This is a genomic window from Gordonia araii NBRC 100433, from assembly GCF_000241265.1.
Taxonomy (GTDB): Bacteria; Actinomycetota; Actinomycetes; order Mycobacteriales; family Mycobacteriaceae; genus Gordonia; species Gordonia araii.
In genome coordinates, this window is sequence record NZ_BAEE01000006.1 from 14,091 (window position 1) to 38,003 (window position 23,913).

Genomic DNA, 23,913 nt, shown 5'->3' on the forward strand with positions numbered 1-23,913 from the left:
ACGGCAGTCATGTGTGCTCCGAGGTGTTCGTGGGATTCAGCGGACCGAGAACGGGACCGGCATGTGCAGCGCGGCCTGGGCCGACGTGTTGACGTCGAACTGGATGGTCCGGATGGGCTTGAGGGCGCGCAGGTCGTCGGCCATGCGTCCTTCCCCGACGGTCAGGTCGAGTCCCCGGGGGAGTATCGACGTGCCGCTGGCCAGGATGTTCGTCTGGTTGAGCGTGGCGAGCCAGGCGCCGTCGCGCTGGGTGTAGGAGGTCAGCGTGCTGACCTTCGCGCCGCCGAGACCTGAAACGAGATCGGCGAGGCCGAGTCCGCCGTGGCGGGCTGGGCGCACGGCGACGCCGACGGCGGCCTCGGTGTAGAAGTCGATGTCGCACACGTCGTATCGGAAGAACATCAGCGAGACGATGCCGAGGCCGGGAACGATTTCCAGCGGATCGAGTTCGCTGGGGATGCGCTCGCGTATCCGGCTGCTGCGGGCGAGCATGATCAGCCGCGCCGTGGAGATCGAGTAGTAGAAGTTCGGCGTCCGGGTGGGGCCGATGGGCGACTCGACCTCCGTCTTGGGGAGGGTGCGGAAGAAGTCGACGCCGGGCACCCGCGGGTCGGCGGCGATCTCGTCGAGCGGTGTGTCCATCCGGTAGCGGTCGAACATGCCGCCCTTGGGAACCTCGACGGCTCGGCCGCCCAGGTCGACCGTGACGCGGTGTCTGTTGCTGTCTTCGTCATTCGTGGCTCCTCGCCCCTGGCTCCCCGCTGGCTATGTATGCGGCGTTTACATGAGGCTGGACGTTGATGTGAGCACTGTCAACAAACTGGAGAGCTTGGTGCGGATGAGGAGGCCTTCGGGCGCTGAGAACGTACGAGCTGTCAGTCGGCGGTCAGGATCTGAACGGCGCGCCGAGTGCCCGCGCGCCCGGAGGGAATGTGGTCGAGGTTGCCGAGGTCCTCGGTCGACACTTGGCTACCCGCGCGTCGAAGCGATTCCGCGCACAAGGCGGTGTTGCGCGGTGAGGCGGAGGTGTCGCCGCGCGGCATCGAGCCACGGGTGATTGCCCGGTGCGTCGCCGAGTCCGAGGTAGTCGGCGGGCCACGACGATGCGACCGGATGTTGCGATCGTCGCGGCAGCTTCCCAGTGCGGCGTCCCCGGCACGGACGGGACGTCCTCGCGTGCGACGGCGCTGCTGTGCTGATAGCTCACGACCGCCGTACTGTCGCGCCGATTCGGAACCATCAACAACGCGCTGGCCGTGACGGTGCTGTCGTCGGCACCGCTTTCGGTTCGGTAGCGAATCTTGTAGATGGAAAACTCGGTGTCGCTCTCCTCGATCGGGGTGACCGACACCAGGGCACCGGGCCGTCCGTCGACGTGTCCTGTCCGCTGTTCTTCCGGTGCGCATGCCGCCACCGAGGCGGCGCACACGACCAGTGCGAGATTCCGGACCAGTCTTGGTAGCGCCTTCATCGCTTCTATTTAACACCGTTAAATAGAAGCGCGCCATCGGCCGTCGTTCGGGCGGTCCGCTATGCGGTCGGGAACGATAGGGCGGTGTTAGCCGTGGCTGTGGTCGTAGGCCTCCTGTGACGCCTGCACCGCGGTCATGTGCTCGGTGGCCCACTCGGTCAGCGCCCGCAAGGGGGTTTGGAGGCTGCGGCCGTTCGGGGTCAGCTCGTACTCCACGCGCGGCGGCACTTCCGGATACACGGTGCGGGTCACCAGTCCGTCGCGCTCCAGGGCGCGCAGCGTCTGGGTGAGCATCTTCTGGGAAACGCCGTCGACGGCGGCCTGCAGTTCGGAGAATCGTCGTGGACCGTCGTCGAGCGCGCCGATCACGAGGACCGTCCACCGATCGCCGATCCGGTCGAGGAGCCGGCGCGAAGGGCAGTTCCGCTCATACGGGTTCCATGCGAGGTCGCTCATGGCGCGCTCCTTTGAGTTACTGCTGCACACCTAGTACCTAGAGGGTACCTTTGCTGGCCAATAGGCACCTCGCGGTAACAGGGTGAGAAGAAAGTGCCCTCTTCCGCATCGGTCAATAGTCTCCTACGGTTACTTACATCCTGTTGGATAGTTAAGCGAAGGAGAACTCAGAAATGGCACGAATCAACGTCATCGGCGGTACGGGCTACGCCGGGAGCAATTTGGTCGAACGGGCCGCCGCTGCCGGACATCAGGTGACCTCGTTCAGCCGGTCGGTACCTGAACAGCGGATCGACGGCGTCGAGTACGTCACCGGCAGCGTCCTCGACCCGCAACTTCAAGAGCGAGCGGTCAGCGACGCCGACGTGGTCGTATCCGCGATCTCGCCGCGCGGCGACATGGCCGGCAAGACCCGTGAGGCGCTGGCGGAGATCGCCCGCCGGGCCGAGGCCGCGGGCACACGGCTCGGAGTGATCGGCGGTGCCGGCTCGCTTCTGGTCTCGCCCGACGGGCCGAAGCTCGCGGAGACCGACGGCTTCCCCGACGAAGTCAAGCCCGAGGCGACCGAGATGGAGGGTGTGCTGACCGACCTCCGTGCCTCCGATGATGGTCTGGACTGGTTCTACGTGAGCCCGGCCGCGGGCTTCGGCGCGTGGGCGGCCGGCGAGGCGACGGGCACCTACCGGGTGGGCGACGACGTGCTGCTCGCCGATGGCGACGGCAACTCGAACATCTCCGGAGCCGACCTCGCGCTGGCCGTCGTCGCGGAGATCGAGAAGCCCGAGCACCGTCGCCGGCGCTTCACCGTCGCCTACTGAGACGGGAAGGGGAGGCGGTACTCCGTTAGGGTCGGTTCCGTGCGCTTCTTCTCCGCTCCCTCGATCGATTTCGCGGGAATCCGCGCCGAGCTGGGCATCTCGGAGGACTACGGCGCCGCCGCGCTCGCCGAGGCCGAGGCGGCGGTCGACGCGTTCGCGGCGCGGCGCGAAGACCTGCGGCAGCTTCCGTTCGTCACGATCGACCCGCCGTCGTCGTGCGACTTGGACCAAGCCGTTGTCGTACAAGCCGACGGCGACGGCGGATTCCTCGTCCACTACGCCATCGCCGACGTCGCCGCGCTCGTCGTGCCCGGCGGAGCGCTGGACGCCGAGGCGCGACGACGGGGAACGACGTACTACTTCCCCGACGGATCGGTGCCGCTGCATCCGCGGGTGCTGTCGGAGGGACGGGGGTCGCTGCTGCCCGACGTCGATCGGCCCGCTGTCGTGTGGACGATCAAGGTCGGTGCCGACGGGCTGCCCGGCACGCTGGCCGACGGGGGCGTTCTCGTGAGGCGCGCCCTGGTGCGGTCGGTCGCCAGACTCGACTACGAACAGGTCTCGGCCGATGCGGCGCGCGGCACGCTGCATCCGTCGATCGCCGCCCTGCCCGCGTTCGGGGAACAGCAGCGACGGGTATCTCTCGCCCGGGGCGCCATGTCACTGGATCTCCCTGCGCAGGAGGTGATTTCGGAGAATGGCGGCTGGACCATCCGGCTCGCGACGCGCTACGACAGCGAAGACTGGAACTCGCGTCTGTCCTTGCTCGCCGGGATGGTCGCGGGCGCGATCATGCGCGACGCGCATGTCGGCCTGCTGCGCACGGTACCGCCACCGCGGGAGGAGGCGACCGTCGTACTGCGCGAGCTGGCCGGCACGCTGGGCGTCGCATGGCCCGACGATCTCACCGTCGGACAGTTCCTCGATGCCCAGCCCGCCGACAGCCCGACGACGCTGGCCCTGATGTCCGCTGCGACCGGGCTGCTGGCCGGGGCGGATTACCTGGCGCTGCCGGTGACCGACGGCGACGAGGATCCGGTTGTCGAACATGCCGGACTCGCCTCGGTGTACGCCCACGTCACCGCGCCGCTGCGGCGGCTTCCCGACCGCTTCGCCACCGAGGTCTGCCTCGCTGTCGCGGCTGACGAGCCGATCCCGGAGTGGGTGGTCGACGCCTTGCCCGACTTGCCCGGCCAACTGCGTGAAACCTCGCGCCTGGCCGCGAAGGCCGACCGCGAGTCGGTGGATCTCGCCGAGGCGGTCGTGCTGGAGCCGGCGTTGGGTGAGGTATTCGACGCCGTGGTGACCCGCCCACCGCGAGATCGCCGCGCCGCCGAGGTCTTCGTCGCCGAGCCACCGGTCGTGGCGCCCTGCGACGGCGATCTGCGGCCCGGCCATCGGTTGCGGGTGCGTCTCGCGCAGGCGAATCCGGCCGAACGCCGAGTGCTCTTCGCGCCGGCGTGAGGCGTGGTCAGGCCTGTTTGAACTCCTCGACCTGCCGGGCGACGTTCTCGTCGTAGCGCGCCATGCACTCGTCGAAGGTCGGCACGGGTGTGCTGCCCTGCGCATTCGCCTGTTCGACGAGAAGGTCCAGGGTCTGTAGCAGTCCCGCCAAGGGCACGTCGAACGGACCGGGATCGGTGTCGAAGGCTCCGCAACTCCACAGGCGCGTCATCGAGGAGTACCGGGTCGTGTCGAAGTAGTTCTCCCAGAAATCCGTCGTCGACTTCCAGTAGGAGTTGTAGTCGATTCCCCCGGCGCGGGATTCGGCCTCTTCCGCGGCGACCGAGCGCGCGTGGCCGACCACGATGTTCTGGATGATGCCGATCAGTTCGGCCACTTGGCGAGCGGTGAGGCCCGTGTCGATGATCGTCCGGTAGCCGGCCTCCTCGACGTCGAGGACGTGCGGGCCGAGTGGCAGGCGGTGCGGGTTCACGTCGGCCAGCCAGGGGTGTGCGCGGTGGAGCTTCCAGAGGCTGCGGGCGTGCTGCTCGACGGCTTCGCGCCAGGGCGCGTCCTCGGGGGCGAACTCGAAATCGGCATAGGCGCGGTCGACCATCGCGTCGACGAGTTCGGGCTGACTGCCGACGTGTGTGTACAGGGTCATCGCACCGACGCCGAGTGCACGGGCGGTCGAACGCATGGAGGCGGCGTCGAGGCCGCCGGCGTCGGCGAGCTTGATGGCCGCGTCGACGACCTCGGCGCGGCTCACCTTCGCGGGCCGGCCGCGGGTGCCGGGCGAGGGCGACGGGGGGTCCCAGAGCGCGGCGATGCGGCGCTTCGCCTCGGTCGCGGGGTCGTTCGTGTCGGTCATCATGGCCCCTTCCAGGGATTTTCGTACAGCGTAGTACAAAGGCCTTGCGCAAGTTTATCGTACGGCGTACTGTGAACCGCGTGACTCAAACAATACGCCGTACGAAAAAGATGGTCGAGGCCCGTGGCCTCGCCAAAACGTTCACTCGCAAGAAGGATGTCGTCGAAGCCGTCAAAGGCATCGACCTGCACGTCGACGAGGGCGAACTAGTCGCCTTCCTCGGTCCGAACGGCGCCGGGAAGTCGACCACCATGCGGATGCTCACCTCGTTGCTGACACCCACCAGCGGCTCCGCCACCGTCGCCGGCTACGACGTGGTCGACCAGCCCGACCAGGTCCGGTCCCGAATCGGATACATCGGTCAGGGCAACGCGGCCGGGCACTCGTACCGGGTGATCGACGAACTCCACAACCAGGGGCGCTTCTACTCGGTACCCAAGGACGTGACCCGGCGTCGGGCGGTCGAGTTGATCGAAGCGCTGGAGCTGACCGGGCTGGAGAAGCGCACGGTCGCCTCGTTGTCGGGCGGCCAGCGGCGGCGGCTCGACGTCGCCATGGGGCTGATGAACCAGCCGTCGCTGCTCTTTCTGGACGAGCCGACCACGGGTCTGGATCCGCATGCCCGGGCCAACCTGTGGGAGCACATCCTCAACCTGCGCGAGCAGACCGGGATGACCATGCTGCTGACGACCCACTACCTCGACGAGGCCGACTCGATGGCCGAGCGCGTGGTCCTCATCGATCACGGCGAGGTGATCGCTGACGCCACCCCGGACGTCCTCAAACGCGACCATGCCGATGACCGGGTGACGCTGCGACTCGCGTCCGCCGACGGGGCCGCGCAGCGTGCGCGCACGCTGATTCCGTCGACGGTGACCACGGTGGACGACTCCGTCGCCGACGGCCTCGTCGAACTGAATCTCCACACGGCGAACGGTCCGGAGCTGGTGCCGCCGCTGTTGCAGGCGTTCACCGATGCCGGATTGTCGGCCACGTCCGTCGACGTCAAACAGGCCAGCCTGGACGACGTCTTTCTCAATCTCACCGGCCGCAGCCTTCGGGAGGAAGCAGCATGACCACCACGGCGATTCGACCCACCCCCCTCGCCGCGAACCCGTTGCCGAAGCGCGGGCCGCTCGGCAAGTTCGTCTACGACACGTACGCGGTGTTCACCAGGGAGATGATGCTGGTCCTGCGCGACCCGTTCTCGCTGATCTTCTCGCTACTGCAGCCGTTGGTCTTCCTCGGCTTGTTCGGCCCGCTGCTCAACGGTCTGGTCGGCGGCGCGGACCTCGGCGGCGAATCGGTGCTGCAGTGGTTCCTGCCCGGCGTGCTGGTGATGATCGCGATCTTCGGTACCGGCATGGTCGGCGGCAACCTGCAGTTCGAGTTGATGACCGGCGCCTACGAACGGATCCTCGCCGCCCCGGTCGGCCGGGCGTCGATCCTGGTGGGCCGCGCTCTCAAGGAGTTCGCTCCGCTGGTCGTGCAGGCGTTGCTCATCACCCTCGTCGCCGTGCCCTTCGGGCTGAAGTTCTATCCGGTCGGAGTGGTCGTCGGCCTGCTGATCCTCGGCATCTTCGGCATCGGGCTGGGCTCGCTGTCGTACACGCTGGGCCTGCTGGCGAAGGACCGCGAGTGGCTGTTCTGGGCCGTGCAGCAGTCGGTGATCTTCCCGCTCCTGCTGCTGTCCGGGATGATGCTGCCGCTCGACACCGGACCCCGCTGGATGCAGATCGTATCCAAGGGCAACCCGCTCACCTACATCGTCGACGCCGAGCGCGCTCTGTTCGCCGGTGAGCTGTGGAACCAGACGGTCCTGAACGGGTTGATCGCCGCGATCATCACCGCCGCGATCGGACTGGCGATCGGCGTCCGGCAGGTCCGCCGGACCGTGTGACCGTCGCCTCGCGTGGCCGGGCCGGATGGACGTATGTCTGTCCGGCCCGGTGGCGTTGGGGCACTGACCGACGAAACTGTGGAAAACGTGCCTTCGCCGCAGTCGACGCGGAGGAGATATCCACAGAGCTGCCAATCTGCGAATCATCGCCTTCATCGCACGGGTATCTACTCCATGCTGGTAGCATGAGATACAAGGTGGCCCGCAGCGCGCGCAAACACCGCATCGGCAACGCGCACATGATTGCCGCGCTCACAAGTACGGCGGTGGAAGTGCTCGAAGACCGGGGTAGTGGCGGCGCGCTCGTCAAGGCGCCCGACGACCGCGGCGTGATCCTGGAGATCGCGTACAGGGTCGCGGCCGAAGACGAGTATCTGCGGATCATTTACCACTGCCAGCCTGTTTACGACGAGAAGGACCGCAAGGAAGGCGAAAACGATGAGTGATAGCCGTATCCAGGTCGGTGACGTCGTCATCGAGGATGTCGATCTCGACGACGAGAACATCGAGGTCATTGGGCCGAATGGCCAGCCGAAGCGCTACACCGAGTCTGACGCTGAGCGTGATGCCGCCGAGGCCGCGGCTCACTTTGAGCGGGTACGGCACCTCGTGCCCGGCGGCAAGTCGCTGAGCAAGGATGGGCGTCATTCTCCCCGTGTCCAGGTAGTCGTTGCCCAGGAGACTCGCGACGAGCTGGACCGTCGTGCGCGGGCCGCGCAGATGTCGATCTCCAAGTACACGCGGCGCCTGATTGAGGATTATCTGGCGAACACGCCTCAGGGTGCCTAGTGGAACTACAACCGCTACGCCCTTTCGCAACTTCTACCGTTGCAACGGTAGAAGTTGTGAAAACCCGTAGCTGATCAGCGGGTTCCGCCGACGTCGGTGATGAGCCAGCTGTCGTTCTTGTCGATGGTCACCGTGTAGGTGGCGTCGGTTTTGCCGCCGTCGGGTTGCTGTGTGCTCTTGGTGGTGACGCTGACGACGGCGGCCACGACGTAGACGCCGTTCCTTTCGGATCGCACCGAGGCCGCGACGGGCGTGGCGGTGGCGACCATCTTCATGGGCGTGACGATCTGCTCCATGGACGACGACGTGCCTTCGAGCTTCTTGGACAAAGCGGGCGAGGTGTTGGCCACGAGCCGTGCTTTCCAGGCCGCCATGTCCTGGTAGTCGATGGTCGCTGCGCCGACCGCGTAGTCGAGGGCGGTCTTCTCCGCGCGCTGCTCGTTCTGCGTCGCTGCGGATTGAGCGCGGGCGTCGTTGGTCGAGCCGCGCTGCTGCAGCCAGAGTGCACCGAGCACCACGTTGCCGAGCAGCGACAGCACCAGCAGGGCGGACGCGGCGATGACCGCCCAGCGGAGCGGGTTCGGCTGCTTCGGCGGTGGGGGCGGTGGGATGAGTCCCGGGCTGGATGTCGGATTCGTCATTGTTGTTGGTCCCCCTGGTCATGTGCGGCGCTTGCCGCATCAGCATAGGGCTTGGACGTGCGATCCCAGTGCGTCGTTCGTCCTGGGAATGACGAGACGGCCCGAAGTCAGTTACTGCCGACGATAGGGACTGTCGTCGGGAAAGTTCGCCTCCCACCACTCGCGGCCGGCCTGTGCGCAGCCGGGTCGCGGCGAGTCGAAGGTGCCGACAAGCGTGCGAATCCATGCGGATGCGGCGGCCGGACCGGTTGCGGGACAAGCATTTTGCTCGGCATAGGAGATCGCGGCGCCAGCTTTGACGAAGAACTCGTCGCTGAAAGCGGGATAGAAGGCGTAGCCGCTGCCTGTCGTCTGTTCGGTCAGATGATCTCGCGTGCTGAACGCACCAGCGATCCGCCCCGGACAGGGCAGCACGATCATCTGTGCCGCGACGGCGCGCTCGACGAGTTCATCCCACACTCCCCAGCGCAGAGTGTCGGCGGGAAGACCCAGAGCCGCCGCCCACGCGGGTCTTGAGGTGTCATCGAACGCATGTCCGTCTACGCCGCTCCCGAACAGGTCAGCCGACCAGCGGTCGAGGGCGGGATCGACCCGGAAGACCCAGTCCCGCTCGGCGAATAGGGCCTCCGCGCATTCCGAACGTCGGCGGTCCTCCCGGTAGTAGGCCTCCAGCGCTTCCGATCTCATCGGGTCAGCCTACGGGCGGCTGCTGATTCCCACGGGCTTGTCGCCGTCGTTTTCCGCAGTTCGCCGCCGTCCACAGGCGGATCGTCGGCGACCGTGCTGGATCGGCGTCATCGCCGGTCAGGGCGATAGATTCCCTCGCTATGGGGATCGGGGAGGCATACGATGACAGTCGTGACCACCGAAGTGCTGGGGCTGCCGCGGGGCCGCGCACTCACGCGCGCAGATCTGGACGCCATGCCCGATGACGGGCACCGATACGAGCTCATCGACGGGATTCTCATCGTGAGCCCGTCGCCTCGACTGTTGCATCAGCAGGCGGTCTATCTGATTTCTCACGTCCTCTTCGACGCATGTCCGCCTGACCTGATGCCGCTGTTCGCGCCGTTCGACGTCGTGCTCGGGAGCGACACTGTCGTCCAGCCGGACCTTCTCGTTGCGCGCCGAAATGCGTTCACCGAGCGGGAGTTGCCGACTGCGCCGGTGTTGGCCATCGAGGTGCTTTCGCCGTCGACGCGAGGCGTCGATCTGTTACTGAAGAAGGATCGGCTACGACGCGCGGGGTGCGCGAACTACTGGGTGGTTGACCCGGATGAGCCTTCGGTCACCGCGTGGGCGTTGCGTCGCGGCGAGTACGAGACGATCGGTCGTGCCGTCGGCGACGAGAAACTCATCCTCACCGAACCGTTTGATGTCGCGCTGATTCCTGACGAGTTGGTGAACTGGCCCTGAGCTAGCCGCCGGACCCGGCAGCACTCAGCTGACGTTTCAGCATCTGATAGCCCCAGAACAACACCAGCCACGGCGCGATCAGCCACGGCGCGTTGAGGAGAATGAACCGGATCCACAGGCCCATGACGCTGGACGTGTCCGTCGACGGGAAGCCGGCGAGGATTTCGGTGCCGTAGTAGTACCACGTGAGGACAGTGTGGGTGACCGCCGTCGACATCACCAGCAGCGTGCCCAGGGCATCGCGGAACTTCGATCGGTACAACAGGATCAACCCCGTCACGCCGATGCACGCGTTGATCACCGAGAGCACTTCGATCATCATGAAATTCGGTTCGGCGTGCAGGTAGCGGGTGTCGCCGCCGTCGATGTAGTTCCACCACGGGTAAGCCCAGGCAGCGTCGCGGGCGGCGGGAAGGGCTTTGTGCACGACCAGCCAGCCCAGTTCCCACGTCAGATGCGTGGTGTAGGAGACGATCGTGAACGCCAGCACGACGCCCTGTAGGCGCTGGAACCAGGTCCATCGCCGGAGCGAAGGAATCGGCAGAAAGGCCGCAAAGATTCCGACGAAATAGGCGATCGTCACGTGGATGACCATCGCGTTCGCGATGGTGCCGCGGCCGATCCCACTGTTGAACGCCAGGTAGCTGTAGACCGGGAAGCTCAGAGCCAGGGAACCGAAGGCCGCGATCCAGACGATCCGGAGTCCGCGCGACGGTGGCAGCTTGGCGGTGATGTCCTGCGACGTGGTCGTTTTCGTGGGGAAGGTCATCGTCACTGCGGCTCTCCTCCGTGGTACGCGCACCGGGTTGAGTCAGTATGCCCATTGTCACCTGGACCATTGGTGTGGTTTGGGCTTCCGGTTTCGGGCAAGCGTTAGCCTCGGTTGTGCCAGCGTGCATCGGTGGGGATCCGGAAACTTGGCGCGATACTCGGTTCGCCAGTTAGATTTCGGCCCATGAAAGGACAAGGCGCCGTGGTGCATGTGGTCGAACGTCACGAGCACGGCCGCTCTGACATTGCGCGGCTCGTGGGCGAATCAGAGGAAGCCGTCGGGTTGATGATGCCGGAGGTCCTGTCTCATCCGGAGAACACGATCGACTTCACCGCGGGTTTGGCGCAGGTGTGGACATCGTATTGTCTCGCAGACGACCCTCAGGCCGAGCTATCGGACACACGCCGAGCCGCACGGCTCGCCGCCCAACTCAGCGCCGACCTGTTCGTCTTGGCCGGTACCGGCGCCGGCACCAGGGTTCGCATCGATATCGGCGATGACAAGGCCGACGCCACCGGGACGGGACCGGTGCCCATCGCCAACCTGACCAACTGGCTGGCTGCCTATTGGTGGTCGCAAATCTCGCGCAGCGAGGATTCGCGTGCAGCGCTTGAGCGCTTCACCCTGGACGACCTGACGAAGGATGGCCGATTCGATCCCTACTGGTGCCGGATGTTTGAGGCTCTGCGCGGCTTCGACAGCGACAGCGAGACCTGGCCCGGAGCGATCAGTGCGGCGATGGAATCCATCGACGGCCCGACGGTGAGCACGCGCGAGGAGTCAATGTTCTTGGCGCTGGACCTGTTCGGGCTGCTGGCGGCGATCGGTGATCAGGACGAGTTCACACAACAGCTCCGAAAGGCTCTCGAAAGCCACAAGACATACTGGACCGCCACCCGAGAACGGCGCGCGGATCCGCGCGGATTCGCCTCCTTCGCGATCCTCGCGTTAGCCGCGAAAGCCGCTGACGCAGGCATGGCCATCGAGGTCGAATCTGATTACCTTCCGCGCGGGCTGCTAGAACGCCCGCGCTGGATGTTCGAGTTGACCTGACGACTGCGTTTTTGTTGTTCGACGCCAGGCGGTTACACCGTCACTTGACCTTGACGCACCTTGACGCAGCGCTGGGGCTGCTTCCCGAACCTGAGCGGGACGCCGTCGAATTCTTACCCGGGGACATGGCTGAAATTCTGGACGCGGCGTTCCTGCGGCGGGTTCCCTCCGGCGGACGCCTAACCCCGCGCCATGTCCACAAACCGGCTGAGATGCAGTTGGTGAGCGACGGTGATCGTTGCCGTCGGGCCATTGCGGTGCTTGCCCACGATGATGTCGGCCTCGCCGGCACGAGGATCGTCGCGCTCGATCGAGTCGGGGCGGTGGAGCAGGATGACCATGTCGGCATCCTGTTCCAGAGACCCTGATTCACGCAGGTCGGCGACCTGCGGGCGCTTATCCGTCCGTTGCTCCGGGCCGCGGTTGAGCTGCGAGATCGCGATTACCGGGACCTCGAGTTCCTTGGCCAGCAGCTTCAACGACCTCGAGAACTCCGACACTTCTTGCTGCCGCGACTCGACTTTCTTGCCCGAGGTCATCAGCTGCATGTAGTCCACGACGATCATCTTCAGGTCGTGGCGCTGCTTGAGCCGTCGGGCCTTCGCGCGGATCTCCATCATCGTCAGGTTCGGCGAATCGTCGATGAACAGCGGCGCTTCGGAGATCTCGCCCATCCGTCGCGCCAGACGCGTCCAGTCGTCGTCGCTCATCGAGCCGGCGCGCATGTCGGAGAGCTTCACCTTCGCCTCGGCCGAGAGCAGACGCATGACGATCTCGGTCTTGCTCATTTCCAACGAGAACATGGCGCCGGTCAGCCCGTGCTGCACCGAGCACGACCGCAAGAAGTCCATCGCCAGCGTCGAGTTGTGCGTCGGCACCATCGCCTCGCCCGCCAGATACAGCTGCTGCGGATTGTCGACCTGCACGCAGCGCACCGGCACGCTGGGCACCGGCGTGATCGCCACGATCCGCCGTGATCGCGCCGGCTGCCGCAGCTCCTTGTGCCGAATCGCCTTGTGGTGCACGGTGAACACGTCGTCGTCGGCTTCGACGCTCAGCCAGCCCGATGCGAGCCGCCGGTACGAATAGCCCAGGCCCGCAACGAGATCGGCGACGATGAACGTCATGTGTCGCGTCGCGGCGGCGACCGTGATGCGGCCATCGTCCTCGACGACGGCGCGCGCGTCGAGAATCCCGGCCAGCAGGGCGCGCCGCTGCGCGATCGAACCGCGCAGGTACTCGATGGGTACCTGACCGCCGAGGTCGGCCATGAGAGTCAAGACGTCGACGGGCCCCTCGGCGTCGATGCGCATGCCGATCTCGGGATCGTCGAACGCCATCCCCGCCAACGCGCCCACCGTGTACGGACCGTAGGCGAAACTCCGGTTCGGCAGTTCCAGCGGCGCACCGTTGCGCACCGACGCGCAGCCGACGTGCGGTCGCAGCTCCTCGGTGGTCGCGACGACGGTTCGTTCGCCCAGCTGCGCCTCCCACTGGTGGTTCGCATCGGCGACGAGGACGGCGCCGTCGTTGAACCGCACGGCGTAGCACGGGCGATCGGTGAGCACATCGGTGCTCGCGACGACCTTCGTCGGCTTCCCGTCGGCATCGAGGAGTTCATCTCCGACGGCGACGTTGCCCATGGTCGTCCAGCCGTCGGGCGTGGGCAGGGGAGTGTCGAGCGCGAGCGCTTTCCCGACGCCGGGACGCGCCGCGACGATGATCATCTGACCCGGGTGCAGCCCGTTGGTGAGCTTGTCCAAATCGGCGAATCCCGTTGGGACGCCGAGAGAAATGCCGCCGCGCGACGCGATGGAGTCGAGCTCGTCCATCGTCGGCTGCAGCAGCTCTTCGAGCGGGATGTAGTCCTCGGCGGTCCGCCGCTCGGTGACGTCGTACACCTCGGCCTGGGCGCGATCGACAACCTCGGCGACGTCCTGGCCCTCGCCACCGGCGTAGCCGAACTGCACGATCCGCGTCCCCGCCTCGACGAGGCGCCGCAGGATCGCCTTCTCCGCGACGATCTCCGCGTAGAACCCGGCGTTGGCCGCCGTCGGCACCGTCGAGATCAGCGTGTGCAGATACGGTGCACCGCCGACGCGCTTCAGGTCGCCTCGGCGCTCCAACTCGGCCGCGACGGTGACGGCGTCCGCGGGTTCGCCCTTGCCGTACAGCTCCAGGACGGCCTCGTACACCGCCTGGTGCGACGGAAGGTAGAAATCGCCGGGCCGGATCTTCTCCAGCACGTCGGCGATCGCGTCCTTGGACAGCATCATGCCGCCGAGCACCGACTGTTCTGCCGCTTGATCCTGCGGGGGCTGTCTGCCGAATTCTTCGCTGGGCAAATCGTCGGGCATCGGTTCGTGACCCTGATCTTCGGTCACAGACACACGCACACCCCCTTTCGGAACTGAACAGCCCCACTCGTTCTGAGCCGCGCCTGGCTCTGCCTTTGCTCCTTGATACGCCTCGCCTCCGACAGAAACGGCGGCGCGACAGCAGCAAGCGCTACTTCGATGTCCCGACCGTCGCGTGCCGTGCGGCGCTGCGATCTACCGGAGTGAAGATTATGGCGCGACGGTGAATCGCTCAAACGGTGCTGTGGACTGCCTTGTGGACAACCTGTGGACAGTGGTGGGTTATGCGAGAAGGGCTGTGGGAAACGCGGGGGAAAACTCGTTGAAAACGTTAGAAGTCACATTGTTTGCGCAGGTCAGGGCATGTGAATCTTGTCCACATTCGGTGAGTTGTCACGCTCTCGGCGTGTCGTACGCAACGCGCCGAAGCAACCCTCAATGAAACCTTCAACTCCGTCCAGGCGTACGGTTTGTGAACGGGGTCACAACTTCGGGTGTCTGTGTCGGCGTGAACCTGGGAATTATCCCCAGGCCACCCGCGATACGTCGTCTCGTGATGAAATAGCACCCAGCAAACCAAGGGGAGAACCACCGATGAAACGAGCAATCCTGCGCGGCCTGACGGCACTCACCGCCGTCGCCGCCGCCCTGGCCCTCGCACCCGGCTTGGCGGCGGGCGCGACTCCGCCCGAACTGGACTTCGCCAGGTACCCGGCCGTCAACGCCAAACGGTACGTCTCCTACAACTACGACAACAACGGCCGAGCCTTCTTCCGCGCCGGCGACTACTACTGCCAGATCGGCCAGTACCCCGGCCGCGTCGCCTGCAAGGGGTTCGTCGGGACCGCGCCGGCCGGCACCCAGGGCGTGCTGCTCAATAACCATCAGGGGCCGTGGTGGATCACGCCGACAGGCTTCGCCGCGCCGAACATGCAGTTGTTGCCCAAGGCGCACTTCCGCGCTCCGATCCTGCCCGTGAAGCGCAGCATCAGCATCTACGACGTCACCTGTGCCCGTCCGCGCGCCCACGTCGTCTCGTGCACCACGCGCGGTCGCGCTTTCGCCATCAGTCCCAAGTGGCACAAGTTCGTCGGCCCCGGCGGCTACCGCAACGCGAACCCGCCGTCGTACAAGCTGCCGAAGAGCCTGCGGTAGCTTTTCGACGTCGGTTGCGGTGGTCTCGATACGCCGACGTCGCAGGCTCCGTCGGCACTCGACCACCCATAAGGGCGGCACTCGACCACCCATCGGGGCGGTAGCTTTCGACGCCGGTTGCGGTGGTCTCGATACACCGACGTCGCAGGCTCCGTCGGCACTCGACCACCCATCGGGGTGGTACTCGACCACCCATTGGGTGGCACTCGACTACCCATCGAGGCGGTAGCGGTTCGACGTCGGCTGCGGTGGTCTCGATACGCCGACGTCGCAGGCTCCGTCGGCACTCGACCACCCATCGGGGCGGTACTCGACCACCCATAAGGGCGGCACTCGACCACCTATAGGGGCGGCGCTCGGCCACCCATTGTCGGTGGTCGAGTGAATCGCGAGCGAAGCGAGAGATTCGTATCGAGACCATCGCAAGCCGGTGTCGTCTACTCAGCCAAAACGAAAGCCGCCGCCCGGATCTCCGGGCGGCGGCTTCTCGTATGCGCGCGAGTTACTCCGCGACGACGGCCAAGTCGAAGTTGGCGGCGACGTTCGGGTGCAGCTTCACGATCACCGGGTAGGTGCCGGTGGCCTTGATGTGGCCCTTCGGCAGCTCCACGGCGCGCTTGTCGACGGCCGGGCCGCCAGCGCTCTTGATGGCACCGACGACGTCGTTGACGGTCACCGAGCCGAACAGCTTGCCCGAGTCGTGGGTCTTCACACCCAGCGACACCGAATCCAGACCCTCCAGGGCCTGCTTCAGCTCGTTGGCGTGCTCCACGTCGCGGACCTCGCGGTCCTTCTGGGCGCGCTTGATGCCCTCGACCTGCTTCTCGGCGCCCTTGGTGGCGACGATCGCCAGGCCGCGCGGCAGCAGGTAGTTGCGTCCGTAGCCGTCCTTGACCTCGACGATGTCGCCGGCGACACCCAGGTTCTCGACAGCAGCAGTCAGGATGAGCTTCATAGTCTTATCCCTCTCGCTTATCGGCCCGACGAGGTGAACGGCAACAGCGCCACCTCGCGCGAGTTCTTGACGGCGATCGCGACGTCGCGCTGGTGCTGCACGCAGTTACCAGTCACTCGACGCGAACGAATCTTGCCGCGGTCCGACAGGTAACGACGCAGGAGCGCGGTGTCCTTGTAGTCGATGACCTGACTCTTGTCCTTGCAGAAGCTGCACGCCTTGGCCTTGACGACCTTCTCGACGCGGGGCTTCCGACCCTTTTGCTTTGCCATGTGTTACTCCAGATAGATCTCAGAAAGGTGGTTCATCCGAGGCACCGCCCGAACCCGCCGCGGGCGCACTGCCCCACGGGTCTTCGTTCGCCACGGGCTGGTTCGACGCGGGACGGCTGCTGCCGCCGCCGCCAGAACCGAAGCCGCCACCGCCGCCACCGCGCGAAGCGCGCGTGACCTTGGCGGTCGCATACCGCAGCGACGGGCCGATCTCGTCGACGTCGAGCTCGTACACCGTCCGCTTCTCACCTTCGCGAGTCTCGAAAGAGCGCTGCTTGAGACGACCGGAGACGATGACGCGGGTGCCCTTGGTCAGGGACTCCGTCACGTTCTCGGCTGCCTCGCGCCAGATATTGCACCGCAGGAACAGCGCTTCGCCGTCTTTCCATTCGTTGGTCTGACGGTCGAAAGTGCGCGGCGTCGAGGCCACCGTGAAATTAGCGACCGCGGCGCCGGACGGCGTGAACCGCAACTCCGGGTCGGCCGTCAAGTTCCCGATGACGGTGATAACCGTTTCTCCAGCCATGTGCTTCCCCTCGAGGATCGTGGTGTGTCGGAAGGTGGGGCGCGTGCTCGACGTGCCGTCCCAGCCTGGGTTTATGGGCCCAGCCTAAGGAGCGGCACCGACATGCGCGAGCTTTACGCGAACTCGCGCAAGCTCACTTGCGCAGGACCTTGGTGCGCAGCACCGACTCGTTCAGCTTCAGCTGACGGTCGAGCTCGCTCACCGTCTCCGGCTTCGCGTTCAGATCGATAACGGCGTAGATGCCTTCGCTGTTCTTCTCGATCTCGTAAGCAAGACGGCGCTTGCCCCAGATGTCGACACCATCCACCGAACCGCCATCAGAGCGGACGACATTGAGGAAGGTATCCAGTGAGGGTGCGACGGTGCGCTCGTCCAGACTCGGATCGAGGATCACCATCAATTCGTAGTGACGCATAAGACCACATCACCTCCTATGGGCTAATCGGCCACGGACTGTCCGCAGCAGGAGGGTCGCCTGCGTCGGCAACCGCTCCAAGATACATGAGGAGCGGTTGACCTGCGAAATCGTCGACGCCGATTAGGTCCGATGTCCGGTTCCGCTTAATCTTTAGCGCATGTCTAACGGCGACAAGGCCCTTGAGCTGGGCCCGCTGGATCGCACCCGACGGGGGGAAGCGGTCCTCGCTGCCGTCGTCTCCGTCCTGTTCACCTGTCTCGCGATGGCCTGGAGCTACTCGGCGAAGGTGAAATGCGGTGGGCCGCCGTTCAACTCGCAGGGGCGGTCGAGGCGCTGGCCCGTCGGCGACCCCGACGCCGTCATCCCGTGCTACTCGGACATGATGAACCTCTGGGTCGGGCGCGGCATCAACGACCACGTCTTCCCCTACATCCACGGCGGTATCACCGAGAGCGGCCACCTCGTCAACGGCGCCGTCGAGTATCCCGTTCTCTCAGGAATGCTGATGTGGCTCGGCGCGATCGGCGCCCACACCGACCTCGCCTTCTTCAACCACTCGGCGATCATCCTCGCGCCGTTCGGCATCATCGTCACCCTGCTGCTGGTGTACCTGGTCCGCTGGTGGGCGCTGCTGTGGGCCGCGACCCCGCCGCTGGTCCTCTACGCCTTCCACAACTGGGAACTGCCCGTCGTCGCGACGTGCGTCGGCGGCATCGCCGTCGTCGCGTGGGGCGCGTCCCTCGACGCCGACGGCAAGCCGCGGCTGTCGCTGCGGACCGCGGCCGTGCTCGCGGCCGTCCTGTTCGGCATCGGCTTCAGCCTGAAGCTGTATCCGGGCTTCTTCGTCCTCCCGCTGGCGCTGTACGTACTCACGCGCGGCGGTGGGTTCATCAGCCGCGTCCGGGCTCCCAAAGACGTGCCGCTCGACCTGGACTGGCGCGGGTTCTGGACTGTTGCGGGCGCCGCGACGGCCACGGTCACCCTGACCCAGGCGCCGTTCATGATCCTCGGCTGGCAGGGATGGCGAGGGTCGCTGTCGTTCCAGGGCAAGCGCAAGGCCGACGTCGACACCAACTCCATCTGGTACTGGGGCTGGCGCCACCTGACCGGCGGCGTGCCGGGCAAATGGGGTACGTCAGACGGTCTGAACTCGTTCGTCGGCGTCGCGTCGCCGGTGCTGATCGTTGCCTCGTTCGTGCTGGCGGTCTGGCTGGGCTGGCGGGTGTACTCGCCGGACAAGGTGACGCTCGGCGTCTATCCGTGGATCGGAGTGTGCGGCGCGATGCTCGCCGGATTCATGGTGTTCCACAAGGTGCATTCGCCGCAGTACACGCTGTGGATCCTGCCGTTCTTCGTGCTGCTCAACATCCGTTGGCAGGTGATCGTCGCCTACCTCGCCGCCGACCTCGCACTCGACCTCACGATCTTCCGGTTGTTCGGGATCATCAACAACCCGTCGAATCCGCCGATGAAGTGGTGGGTCGTCGGCGGCGTGAACTTCGGTGTGTGGGTGCACGCGGCACTGCTCATCTATCTGATCTTCGCCTTCGTCAAGGCCACGCCGCGAGAGCCGCTGGCGTCGTTCGGGTTCCGGCTCCCCGCCGCCGCCCCGGAACCCGCGCGTCGCTGAGCCCGCGATGGAGTCGCTCCGTGGCGACATCCACAGTTCGCGGCGCTCAGGGGTGCATACTGACGGCATGCTGACCGCTGGACTCGTCGTCGCCCTGCTCGCCGCCGCGCTGCACGTCTTCATCTTCTATCTGGAATCACTGGCCTGGACGACGCCGCGGGCCCGCGCGGTCTTCGGCACCAGCAGGGAGGAAGCCGAAGCGACCCGCGAACTGGCCTACAACCAGGGGTTCTACAACCTTTTCCTCGCGGTGATGGTGGTCGTCGGAGCACTCATCGTCGTGACCAGCGACCACCGCGGCGTCGGTCTTGCGCTGGTTCTCGCCGGCAGTGGCGCCATGCTGGCGGCAGCGTTGGTCCTCGGCCTCTCGTCGCCCTCGCATCGCGGTGCGGCCGCGAAGCAGGGTGCTCTGCCGTTGATCGCGGTCGTCGGTGTCGTCGTCGGCCTGCTGCTCGGCTGACGCGAAATGCGCTCGCCCGCGCGAGGGTTCGGCCCGTAGCTTTACCGACGTGACCGATCAGTGGCTGGGGGCGCCGACCCTCGAATACGAAGACGTGCGGTTGCGACCGCTCGACGTCGACGACGCCGATTCCCTCGGGGAATTGGTCGGCGATCCCGAGGCATTCCGGTGGTCGCCCGGTGTCCCGCTGGACGTCGAGGGCGCGCGTGAATTCATCGACGCCGCGCTGACGGCGCGCGAAACAGGTATCCGGACCGCGTTCGCGGTGGTGGATGGCGAGACCGTGGTCGGGTCGACGAGCTACTACGAGATCGATCCGGGGTCGCTGAGCGCCGCGATCGGCTATACCTTCTACACCGAATCCGCGCAGGGGACGGCGATCAACCCGACCGCCAAGTTCCTCCTGCTGCGCCACGCCTTCGAAGAGTGCGGCGCCGTCCGCATCGTCTGGCACACGCATGAGAACAACGCGCAGTCTCGGGCGGCGATCGCCAAGCTGGGCGCGCAGTTCGAAGGGCTGTTGCGCAAACACCGCCGGTTCGGCGACGGCTGGCGCACGACCGCGCAGTACGCGATGACCGACGAGGACTGGCCCGCCGCCAAAGCGCGGTTACTCGCGCGGCTCGACCAATTTCGTCGGCTGTAGCGCCCGCCGAGGACGATATGTCCACGTCAGGTCTCACAGCGGACGAATTTGACGCAGCCCTAGCGCACGGGGACCGGCGAGCGGTTCAGATTCGGCGAGAGCGGACTGGGTTCTTCCTCGTAGTGCTCCCACACGATGTACAGGCACACGCCCATCAGCGCGACCAGTCGCACGGTGACCGCCAGCGTGTAGAACTGCGGCGGCAGCCAGTCGTGCTCCGGCGCCAGGTAGACGCCCATCCGCGGCACCCAGGTCAGCGCCTCGATCACCATCCAGGCCATCAGGATCCTGCTCGACTTCACCGCCAGTACGGCCAGCGGCACCAGCCACAGCGTGCTCTGCGGCGACCACACCTTGGAGACCATCAGCACGCCCGCGATCAGCAGGAAGGCGATCGAGTAGACGTCGAACCGCCGGGGCGCGCGCAGCACGGTCGCCGAGATCGAGGTGATCACCGCGAACGCCAGGACGAGCGAGATCACGTTCACGACCGTGACGTTGAGGTGGAGCTTCGTCAGGTTGGCAATGGCGCCGTAGACGCTGTCGGGCTCGGGTGCTCGCGCCGCCCAGTAACTCCAGTACTGCAGCCACCCGGAACTCGCACCGATCATCACCGGGAGGTTGACGGCGATCCAGGTCGCGAGGGCGGCGACGACGGTCCGGAGAAGCGCGTCGCGCGGGGTGACGCTGTCTGGCCGGGTGCGCCCGACGCTGGCGAGCAGCAACGCCAGCAGGACGAGCAGCGGCCAGATCGCCGTCGTCGTGGCAAGGCCCAACAACACCCCGGTCAACCACCGGCGCCGACGGTCCCACGCCAGCAGCCCGACCATCACCAGTGCGACGGTGAGCAGCTCGAACGCGGTGAACGCGTGCACGAAGATCACCGGGGACAGTGCGGCGACCCACACCGCCCAGCGGCGCTCACCCGCCAGCTTCACCAGCGCCCAGATGGTCGCCAGCCAGCACAGTGCCAGTAGCACCGCGATCATGTTGAAGAACACCACGGGGCTGATCGCCGACGGCACGCCCCAGTGGACGTGCATCCACTGCCAGCCCGCCGTCGACCGCGCCGCCAGGTACGCGACCATGCCGGTTCCGACCGGTGCGGCCCACCGATGGGTGATCTGGCGCCCGTCGGCGGACGTGCCCTTCCACGACGTCCAGAACGGGACGCCGTCGGCGAGGTGCTGACGGGTGTAGGTGGGCGGGATGTCGGTGTAGCAGAGGGAGAACAGCTCGCGCTGCCTGTCCCAATTGAGGCGGGCGGTCTCGTCCGGCGATGGGCGGGCACCGGTCTCGCCCGAGCCGATCGTCGGAATCCCGGGCGACGGGGACAGCGGCGTTTCCTGCAGGCAGGCCGCTTTGCCCGACCAGCCGATCGCCAACCCGAGCAATGCGAGGGCGAACAGCACGCGCAGCGCGGAGAAGCGCGCGCGGCCCACCGCGGCGTGCCGGCCGAGCGGTCCGCCGATCCGACCGGCGACCGTGGCTACCAGCGGGTCGTCATGCGACGGTGCCCACCGTCGGACCAGCCGATCATGATCTGGTGCCAGCGGCACCGGTGACTGCACGCCCCCGACCCGCGATCAGTAGTAGTCGCCGCGACGCTGTTGCTGACGACGTTGCTGTTGCTGACGCCGCTGTTGCTGTTGCTGACGCTGCTGCTGGCGCGGCCGCTGACGCGGACCACCAGGCGGAGCTGGGATGGTGACACCCGGGGCGAGAGTGATGTTGCCGTCGTCGCCCTCGCCGGGCAGACGCGGCCGATCACCGTCGCGGTCTCGGCTGCGCGGCGTGTACTTCGGCGGTGGCGGAGCCTCGTAGGGCACGCCTGCCTGGCCGCCGACCGCCTCGGGCGTCGGGAACTGCTTGATCTCCTGGCCTTCGAGCGCGCCGTCCATCGCGGACTTCCAGATCTGGGCGGGCAGACCCGAACCGAACACCTGGCCGCCCCACTGCGTCTTCAGCGCGGTGCCCTTGTCGGTGCCGACCCAGACGGCTGTCGACAGCTGCGGCGTGTAGCCGACCATCCACGCGTCCTTGTTCTGGCCGGTGTCGCCGAGCTGGGCGGTACCGGTCTTGGCGGCCGACGGCCGGGTGCCGTACGTCGGGTCGTAGAGGCTGTTGCCGTTGGAGTACGCCGCGATCGGCTGCAGCGCGGCCGTCACGTTGTCGGCGACCTTCGCTTCGAAGACGCGCTTGCCCGGGTCCGGCTTGCGGTCGAACAGGACGACGCCGTCGTTGTTCTCGACCTTCGTCACGAAGTGCGCCTTGCGGTAGATGCCCGACGCGGCGAGCGTCGCGTACGCCGACGCCATGTCGAGGACGCGCGACACGTACTGGCCGAGCACGACGCCGCCCTCGGTGCCGCCGTTCTTCTCCTGCAGCGTGTGCGGGATGTCGCCGAAGCTCTCGGCCACACCCGCCTTGTGCGCCGCGTCGGCGACCGCCTGCGCCCCGCCGTTGAGGTCCATCATCAGGCGGTAGTAGACGGTGTTGAGCGACATCTTCATCGCCGTCGCGAGGTTGCACGAACCGCAGGAGAGACCCTCGGAGTTCGTGACGACGAGGCCGCCGGAACCCTCGTACGGCGCCGAGCTGTACACCTTCGACAGCGGAATGTCCTGCTCGAGCGCGGCGATCAGCGCGAACACCTTGAACGACGACCCGGTCTGCAGGGCGGCGCTGGCGTAATCCCAGCCGTTGCCGTCCTTGCCGCCGTAATAGCCGGCGACGCCGCCGGTGCGCGGATCGACCGACACGATGCCGGTGCGCGTGGTCTTCGGGTATTCGGCCAGCTTGCTGTTGGCAGCTTCGGTGAGCGACTTCTGCGTCTTCTTGTCGATGGTCGTCGTGATCTTCAGACCCTCGGTGCGCACCTGCTGCTCGGTGATGTTCAGTTCGCTGAGTTCGGCGAGCACCTGCCGCTTGACCAGGCCCATCGGACCGTCGTCCTGCTGGTTCCCGCCCTCGCGGTACTTCGCGACCTTCGGGTACTCCATCGCCTCGCGCGCCGACTTGTCGAGCGCGCCGATGGCCACCATGCCGTTGAGCACGTAGTTCCACCGCATCTCTGCGGACTCCGGATTGGTGTCCGGGTCGTAGTTGGACGGCGACCGGATCGACGCGGCCAGCACCGCCGACTCCTCGGTGGTCAGCTTGCGGACGTCCTTGCGGAAGTAGGCCTGCGACGCCGCGGAGACGCCGTACGCGCCACGACCGAAGTAGATCGTGTTCAGGTAGGCGGCCATGATGTCGTCTTTGGTCCACTCGTTGCTCATCTTGGTGGCGATGGCCAGCTCGATGAACTTGCGCTTGTACGAGTGCTCGTCGCCGACGAGGGCGTTCTTGACGTACTGCTGCGTGATCGTCGAACCACCGCCGGCGTCCTCGCGGTTGGTCAGCCGCCCGACGACGGCGCGGCCGAGTCCGCGGATGGAGAAGCCCGAGTTGCTGCGGAACTCACGGTCCTCGGCGGCGATGACCGCGTCTTGCAGCGACTTGGGGATGTCTGTGATCTTGACGTCGGTGCGGTTGCCCTCCGGCGGGATGACCTTGGTCATCACCGAGCCGTCCTTGTACAGAATGTTGGCGACCTGGTTGTGCTTGATCTCACCCGACGCGGGCACGTGCGCGAAGATGTAGGTGATCAGAAACGCCAGGATTCCGATCACGGCGACGAAGGGCACGAAGCCGCCGACCAGGCCGACCGTCCACGCGATCCGCTTCTGCTTGGTGGTCGTTCCCTTGCGGCGCGCAGCAGCCAGCGACTTGCTCGTCGAGGCGCCGCTCGTGCCGGTTGAGCTGGAAGTATCACGCTTCGGTGCACCGTTAGCGCTGCTCATGTAATGCCTTTCCGTGTGC

Annotated in this window: 25 protein-coding genes; 12 read left to right on the top strand and 13 right to left on the bottom strand. The window is 66.3% G+C overall.

What is annotated here, in order from left to right; translation table 11 throughout:
- Window positions 1-36 precede the first annotated feature (36 nt).
- Together GOARA_RS00620 and GOARA_RS00625 are read right to left on the bottom strand one after the other, a co-directional pair.
- On the bottom strand, window positions 37-660 hold the full coding sequence (locus GOARA_RS00620; protein WP_007320336.1) for a hypothetical protein: 624 nt from the start codon (window positions 658-660) through the stop codon (window positions 37-39).
- Between the two features lie 898 nt (window positions 661-1,558).
- Window positions 1,559-1,927 carry a winged helix-turn-helix transcriptional regulator gene (locus GOARA_RS00625; RefSeq protein ID WP_007320337.1) on the bottom strand — a complete coding sequence of 123 codons (369 nt, stop codon included), beginning with the start codon at window positions 1,925-1,927 and terminating at the stop codon, window positions 1,559-1,561.
- A gap of 173 nt (window positions 1,928-2,100) precedes the next feature.
- On the opposite strand from GOARA_RS00625, the gene GOARA_RS00630 reads away from it, so the two are divergent.
- Together GOARA_RS00630 and GOARA_RS00635 are read left to right on the top strand one after the other, a co-directional pair.
- Window positions 2,101-2,745 carry an NAD(P)-dependent oxidoreductase gene (locus tag GOARA_RS00630; protein ID WP_007320338.1) on the top strand — a complete coding sequence of 215 codons (645 nt, stop codon included), beginning with the start codon at window positions 2,101-2,103 and terminating at the stop codon, window positions 2,743-2,745.
- A 39-nt stretch (window positions 2,746-2,784) separates the two neighbouring features.
- Entirely contained in the window at window positions 2,785-4,209 is a 1,425-nt protein-coding gene (locus GOARA_RS00635; protein ID WP_007320339.1) for an RNB domain-containing ribonuclease, read from the top strand.
- Between the two features lie 7 nt (window positions 4,210-4,216).
- Here the strand turns inward: GOARA_RS00635 and GOARA_RS00640 are convergent, their stop codons facing one another.
- Entirely contained in the window at window positions 4,217-5,059 is an 843-nt protein-coding gene (locus GOARA_RS00640) for a TetR/AcrR family transcriptional regulator (RefSeq protein WP_007320340.1), read from the bottom strand.
- A gap of 110 nt (window positions 5,060-5,169) precedes the next feature.
- On the opposite strand from GOARA_RS00640, the gene GOARA_RS00645 reads away from it, so the two are divergent.
- The 4 genes from GOARA_RS00645 to GOARA_RS00660 all read left to right on the top strand — a co-directional run bounded on the left by GOARA_RS00645 (window position 5,170) and on the right by GOARA_RS00660 (window position 7,748).
- Entirely contained in the window at window positions 5,170-6,135 is a 966-nt protein-coding gene (locus tag GOARA_RS00645) for an ABC transporter ATP-binding protein (RefSeq protein WP_007320341.1), read from the top strand.
- Window positions 6,132-6,959 carry an ABC transporter permease gene (locus tag GOARA_RS00650; RefSeq protein WP_007320342.1) on the top strand — a complete coding sequence of 276 codons (828 nt, stop codon included), beginning with the start codon at window positions 6,132-6,134 and terminating at the stop codon, window positions 6,957-6,959. The genes GOARA_RS00645 and GOARA_RS00650 overlap by 4 nt, the downstream gene beginning before the upstream one ends.
- A gap of 185 nt (window positions 6,960-7,144) precedes the next feature.
- Window positions 7,145-7,405 (top strand): hypothetical protein, encoded by a 261-nt coding sequence (locus GOARA_RS00655; RefSeq protein ID WP_040521309.1) that lies wholly within the window; start codon window positions 7,145-7,147, stop codon window positions 7,403-7,405.
- A complete protein-coding gene (locus tag GOARA_RS00660; protein WP_007320344.1) occupies window positions 7,398-7,748 on the top strand; it encodes a hypothetical protein in 351 nt (116 codons plus the stop codon). Before GOARA_RS00655 ends, GOARA_RS00660 begins: the two co-directional genes overlap by 8 nt.
- A 74-nt stretch (window positions 7,749-7,822) precedes the next feature.
- On the opposite strand, the gene GOARA_RS00665 is transcribed toward GOARA_RS00660, so the two are convergent.
- Complete coding sequence (locus tag GOARA_RS00665; protein ID WP_007320345.1) at window positions 7,823-8,389, bottom strand: hypothetical protein; 567 nt, start codon at window positions 8,387-8,389, stop codon at window positions 7,823-7,825.
- Between the two features lie 111 nt (window positions 8,390-8,500).
- Window positions 8,501-9,076, bottom strand: a complete 576-nt coding sequence (locus tag GOARA_RS00670) for a hypothetical protein (RefSeq protein WP_007320346.1) — start codon at window positions 9,074-9,076, stop codon at window positions 8,501-8,503.
- 162 nt (window positions 9,077-9,238) lie between these two features.
- Here GOARA_RS00670 and GOARA_RS00675 point away from each other — a divergent pair, with 162 nt between their 5' ends.
- Window positions 9,239-9,805, top strand: a complete 567-nt coding sequence (locus GOARA_RS00675; RefSeq protein ID WP_007320347.1) for a Uma2 family endonuclease — start codon at window positions 9,239-9,241, stop codon at window positions 9,803-9,805.
- Between the two features lies 1 nt (window position 9,806).
- On the opposite strand, the gene GOARA_RS00680 is transcribed toward GOARA_RS00675, so the two are convergent.
- On the bottom strand, window positions 9,807-10,574 hold the full coding sequence (locus GOARA_RS00680; protein WP_040521323.1) for a hypothetical protein: 768 nt from the start codon (window positions 10,572-10,574) through the stop codon (window positions 9,807-9,809).
- Window positions 10,575-10,760: 186 nt separating this feature from the next.
- On the opposite strand from GOARA_RS00680, the gene GOARA_RS00685 reads away from it, so the two are divergent.
- Window positions 10,761-11,630, top strand: coding sequence for an immunity 49 family protein (locus GOARA_RS00685; protein WP_212763087.1), 870 nt, complete (start codon window positions 10,761-10,763; stop codon window positions 11,628-11,630).
- Window positions 11,631-11,809: 179 nt separating this feature from the next.
- On the opposite strand, the gene dnaB is transcribed toward GOARA_RS00685, so the two are convergent.
- On the bottom strand, window positions 11,810-13,987 hold the full coding sequence (gene dnaB, locus GOARA_RS00690) for a replicative DNA helicase (RefSeq protein WP_138947473.1): 2,178 nt from the start codon (window positions 13,985-13,987) through the stop codon (window positions 11,810-11,812).
- Between the two features lie 594 nt (window positions 13,988-14,581).
- On the opposite strand from dnaB, the gene GOARA_RS00695 reads away from it, so the two are divergent.
- A complete protein-coding gene (locus GOARA_RS00695; RefSeq protein ID WP_007320351.1) occupies window positions 14,582-15,142 on the top strand; it encodes a hypothetical protein in 561 nt (186 codons plus the stop codon).
- Between the two features lie 502 nt (window positions 15,143-15,644).
- Here the strand turns inward: GOARA_RS00695 and rplI are convergent.
- The 4 genes from rplI to rpsF all read right to left on the bottom strand — a co-directional run bounded on the left by rplI (window position 15,645) and on the right by rpsF (window position 17,310).
- Complete coding sequence (gene rplI, locus GOARA_RS00700; RefSeq protein WP_007320352.1) at window positions 15,645-16,097, bottom strand: 50S ribosomal protein L9; 453 nt, start codon at window positions 16,095-16,097, stop codon at window positions 15,645-15,647.
- A gap of 17 nt (window positions 16,098-16,114) precedes the next feature.
- On the bottom strand, window positions 16,115-16,369 hold the full coding sequence (gene rpsR / locus GOARA_RS00705; RefSeq protein WP_007320353.1) for a 30S ribosomal protein S18: 255 nt from the start codon (window positions 16,367-16,369) through the stop codon (window positions 16,115-16,117).
- 19 nt (window positions 16,370-16,388) lie between these two features.
- The gene (locus GOARA_RS00710) at window positions 16,389-16,895 is read right to left on the bottom strand and encodes a single-stranded DNA-binding protein (RefSeq protein ID WP_007320354.1); all 507 of its coding nucleotides are present in this window, start codon (window positions 16,893-16,895) and stop codon (window positions 16,389-16,391) included.
- A 133-nt stretch (window positions 16,896-17,028) separates the two neighbouring features.
- Window positions 17,029-17,310: a 30S ribosomal protein S6 gene (gene rpsF / locus GOARA_RS00715; RefSeq protein WP_007320355.1), complete on the bottom strand. Its 282-nt coding sequence runs from the start codon at window positions 17,308-17,310 to the stop codon at window positions 17,029-17,031.
- Window positions 17,311-17,470: 160 nt separating this feature from the next.
- Between rpsF and GOARA_RS00720 the strand changes: the two genes are divergently transcribed.
- The 3 genes from GOARA_RS00720 to GOARA_RS00730 all read left to right on the top strand — a co-directional run bounded on the left by GOARA_RS00720 (window position 17,471) and on the right by GOARA_RS00730 (window position 20,049).
- Window positions 17,471-18,943 (top strand): glycosyltransferase family protein, encoded by a 1,473-nt coding sequence (locus GOARA_RS00720; protein WP_007320356.1) that lies wholly within the window; start codon window positions 17,471-17,473, stop codon window positions 18,941-18,943.
- A gap of 67 nt (window positions 18,944-19,010) precedes the next feature.
- Window positions 19,011-19,403, top strand: coding sequence for a DUF1304 domain-containing protein (locus tag GOARA_RS00725; RefSeq protein WP_040521311.1), 393 nt, complete (start codon window positions 19,011-19,013; stop codon window positions 19,401-19,403).
- 49 nt (window positions 19,404-19,452) lie between these two features.
- On the top strand, window positions 19,453-20,049 hold the full coding sequence (locus GOARA_RS00730; RefSeq protein WP_007320358.1) for a GNAT family N-acetyltransferase: 597 nt from the start codon (window positions 19,453-19,455) through the stop codon (window positions 20,047-20,049).
- Between the two features lie 59 nt (window positions 20,050-20,108).
- Here GOARA_RS00730 and GOARA_RS00735 read toward each other — a convergent pair whose 3' ends face one another.
- A complete protein-coding gene (locus tag GOARA_RS00735) occupies window positions 20,109-21,620 on the bottom strand; it encodes a glycosyltransferase family 87 protein (protein ID WP_050947109.1) in 1,512 nt (503 codons plus the stop codon).
- A gap of 15 nt (window positions 21,621-21,635) precedes the next feature.
- Window positions 21,636-23,894: a transglycosylase domain-containing protein gene (locus GOARA_RS00740; RefSeq protein ID WP_007320360.1), complete on the bottom strand. Its 2,259-nt coding sequence runs from the start codon at window positions 23,892-23,894 to the stop codon at window positions 21,636-21,638.
- Between the last annotated feature and the right edge of the window lie 19 nt (window positions 23,895-23,913).